1 protein-coding gene is annotated in these 1734 nt (G+C 71.9%); it reads left to right on the forward strand.

The window, feature by feature from the left end; all coding sequences use genetic code 11:
* Nucleotides 1-1734, forward strand: a 1734-nt coding sequence (locus L995_RS21110; protein ID WP_231574495.1) for a condensation domain-containing protein, incomplete at both ends; no start/stop codon positions are given.

Genomic DNA, 1734 nt, shown 5'->3' on the forward strand with positions numbered 1-1734 from the left:
CCCGTGCCGGAGCAGGCGGCCGCCGATCTGTTCGAGGCGCCCCAAGGCGAGGCCGAGCAGGCGCTGGCCGCCGTCTGGGCCGACCTCTTCGGCCTGGAGCGCGCGGGCCGGCATGACGACTTCTTCGCGCTGGGCGGGGACTCCATCCTCGCGCTCAAGCTGGTGGCGCGCGCCCGCAAGCGCGGCGTCAAGCTCACGCCCAAGCAGCTGTTCACGGGCAAGACGCCCGCGGGTGTGGCACGGCTGGTGGAGGGGCCGGTCGCCGGCGCCGAGCAGACCGAAGGCACGGCGCCCCTGCCCAGGGCCGACCGCAGTGGCCCGCTGCCGCTGTCCTTTGCGCAATTGCGCCAATGGTTCTTGTGGCAGCTGGAGCCGGCCGGTACGGCCTATCACATCAGTGGGGCGCTGCGTCTGCTGGGCACGCTCGATGTGCTGGCGCTGCAGCAAAGCTTCGACGCGCTGGTGGCGCGCCACGAGTCGCTGCGCACGGTGTTCCGCATGGGCGGGGACGGGCAGGTGGTGCAGGTGATCGCCGCACAGGGCGGTGTGCGGGTCGAGCAAACGGATCTGTCCGAACTCCCCGCTGCGCAGCGTCAGGAACAACTGCACCAGGCGGCGGCTGCCGTGCACCGCCAGCCCTTCGACCTGCAGGCCGGGCCGCTGCTGCGCGTGGGCCTGATCCGGGAATCGGCCGAGGCGTATGTGCTGGTCGTGGCCATGCACCACATCGTCTCCGACGGCTGGTCCATGCAGATCATCGTGGATGAATTCGTGCAGCAGTACCGCGCACGGTGCCAGGGACAGGTGCCGCAGGCCGCACCCCTGCCGCTGCAGTACGCCGACTACGCGGCCTGGCAGCGCCAGTGGCTGGAGGCCGGCGAGCGGCAGCGGCAACTGGCCTACTGGCGCACCCAGCTGGGCGACACGCACCCCGTGCTGCAACTGCCCACCGACCACCCGCGCCGGCCCGGCGCGGAGCATGTGGCCGCCAGCCATGGCCTGCAGCTGCCGGCCGATCTGGTCGGCAGCCTGCGCCGCCGCGCCCAGGCGCAGGACGCAACGCTGTTCGTGCTGCTGCTGGCGGGCCTGCAGGCCGTGCTGCACCGCTACACGGGCCAGGAAGACATTCGCGTGGGCGTGCCCATTGCCAACCGCCACCGGGTGGAAACGCAGGGCACGGTGGGCTTTTTCGTGAACACCCAGGTTCTGCGCGCCACGCTGGACGGGCGCATGGGCCTGGCGCAACTGCTGGACCAGGCCCGGCAGGCCGCCCAGGGCGCGCAGGCCCACCAGGACCTGCCCTTCGAGCAACTGGTCGAGGCGCTGCAGCCCGAACGCAACGCCGGCACCCAGCCGCTGTTCCAGGTGCTGTTCAACCACCAGCGCCAGGACCGCAGCGCGCTGCAGCAACTGCCTGGGCTGGAGCTGCAGGAATATGCGCTGCAGGGCCAGGGCGCCCAGTTCGAGCTGACCGTGGACACCACCGAGGATGCGCAGGGCCGCCTGCACCTGCGCCTGACCTATGCCCGCGAATTGTTCGAGGCCGCCACCATCGGCGCACTGGCCGGCCACTATGTGGCCATGCTGCAGGCGCTGGCCGATGATCCGGCCCGCAAGGTGGGCGAGGTCGCCTTGCTGGGCGCGGCCGAACTGCACAGGCAGCAGGCATGGGGCCGCGCCGCCGGCCTGCCTGCCGGTCGGCCGGCCGCAGCGCAGACGCTGCACGGCCGCTTC

Source organism: Delftia sp. ZNC0008, from assembly GCF_000799035.1.
Classification (GTDB): Bacteria; Pseudomonadota; Gammaproteobacteria; order Burkholderiales; family Burkholderiaceae_C; genus Comamonas; species Comamonas tsuruhatensis.